Below are 1,884 nucleotides of genomic sequence, written 5' to 3'. Positions count from 1 at the left end.
TTGAAGATGTGTCTGCCCACGTTAGAGTCCACGGCACTAAGAGGGTCGTCCAGCAGGAAGATGTTGGCATCACTGTAGATCGCCCGTGCTAGGGACACCCTCTGCTTCTGTCCGCCGCTGATGTTGATACCCTGCGTGTAGACAGGGGGGAGGGGGGTGAAAGTAGTGCCCTTTTTCTACATCATTACGTCAGAAAGTCTTTTGTTAAACACAACGGGTCTTTATTAATCCGCCGGTTCCGTAGTCAGTGTGCAAGCACACATTAAAACTCTCCTCACGCTGCTTAACATTGATGCAATAAATTACCATATACGCGAAACATTCTACGCTAGGCGAGTTCACAGATGCAGAAACTAAATGCTAATAAACTGTGAAAGCTTCGGCCTGGTGATATGCGTAACTGTAACGGAATTGGCAGTATTTGTGGATTGGTTGGCCTCATCACCTGTACAACACGAAAGTTGCAGTACTCACGTTTTCGCCAATTTCAGTTATGTCACCCGCCGGCAGCATGTCGAAGTCCGCCTGGAGTGCACACGCCCTTACCACGCGCCGGTAGCGCTTCGGGTGGTAAGGTTGTCCCCATGTGATGTTGTCCCGCAGGGTGGCGTTCTGGACCCACGGGATTTGTGGCACGTAAGCCACGCTGCCCTGTAAAGTGTTGTTGGGACACATAAAAAGAAAGGAAGAAAAGACCATACCTACAGTCCATATAAAGTGTTTCCTATAAATCGGTGAATATTAGTTTCATAAGCTATGGCTTGTGGCAGTTATTTTTTGTATTCACAAGGATATAGTCTTAATGATATTGGGGGACTACTAGATGTCAGTTGGCCATGGCAGCTCCTGAGAACCATCTATTCACAATGTATCTCCCCCCTCCATAAATCTAGTTAACCTCTGTTTGAAACTTTCAATCGTAGTTGCACAAACTGCATGACTTAAGTATATTCAGTTTATCCACTCTTGCACACTGATTCACGGATCAGCGCCACCTACGTTGATCACCACTTTGCCGGCGTCCTTCTTCATCTCCCCGAGGAGGGCTGACAGGATGGAACTTTTGCCCGAGCCAACACTACCCACCAAGGCCACTAGTCGGCCATGAGGGATGTTTAGCTCGATGTCCTGCAGCCTCCAGCTCGCCTGCTCCCCGTCGCCCTCCCACGAGAAGCAGCCGCCTTCCACCTTCACAGCAGCATCTGCAGCACACACCCAGTGCAACACTTGTATTAGATCAGGCTCCAACCTGTTCTGTATTTTGATTCACCACAAAACAGAACCTAAAGTATGCTAATGGTATTTTTAAAAGAAAATACAGTGGGTCCTCAAACTTCTAACACAATCCATTCCAGGAGGTTCTTTGAACTTCGATTTGTTCAAAGAATGAATTTATTTTTCCCATAGGAAACAATGTCAATTGAATTAAACCGCTCCAGCCCCCCCCCCAAAATAGTACGAAAATTGCTTATTTTAACCTGTATAATAGTAATAATATGCGCCGTCACACTCTCCTAGCGAATCACAGTCACTGAAACAAAGTGTGGCAGCCAGTCAGAGGCACAATATCAGCTGTGGAGACAAGGGCTCATGTTTTTATGATTGTCATTCCTGTTATATTAGACATCTCATGTGTTAACAACGTAGAAAATTATTTTATAGCTTACTTTTCTGGCACATACAAACACAGCGTCCAAATGGCCAACTAATTGTGTGTAACGGTAATTAAAAAATAATGCTGCTGCCGTTGGTGCCCTGCCGATAGTGAGGGCACAGCTACAGTAAATATGGGAAGCCAGCTATTGTACACTCATCAAAGTCGTTTTTGTGGCAAGATCTCTCATTTCTGCCACCAAAACAACAACCTTGTTAGTGCTGACTACT

The 1,884-nt window shown here is 45.8% G+C and carries 2 protein-coding genes; both read right to left on the bottom strand.

Annotated elements, in window-relative coordinates:
• Positions 1–128 (bottom strand): ATP-binding cassette domain-containing protein (locus tag ACK5JN_RS23980; RefSeq protein ID WP_416872436.1); only part of this gene is annotated, 128 nt, incomplete at its 3' end.
• Between the two features lie 850 nt (positions 129–978).
• A complete protein-coding gene (locus ACK5JN_RS23975) occupies positions 979–1,188 on the bottom strand; it encodes an ATP-binding cassette domain-containing protein (RefSeq protein ID WP_416872435.1) in 210 nt (69 codons plus the stop codon).
• Positions 1,189–1,884 lie beyond the last annotated feature (696 nt).

Source organism: Kluyvera sp., assembly GCF_047971185.1.
Lineage (GTDB): Bacteria > Pseudomonadota > Gammaproteobacteria > Enterobacterales > Enterobacteriaceae > Kluyvera.
This window is presented reverse-complemented; position numbering and strand designations above follow the sequence as displayed.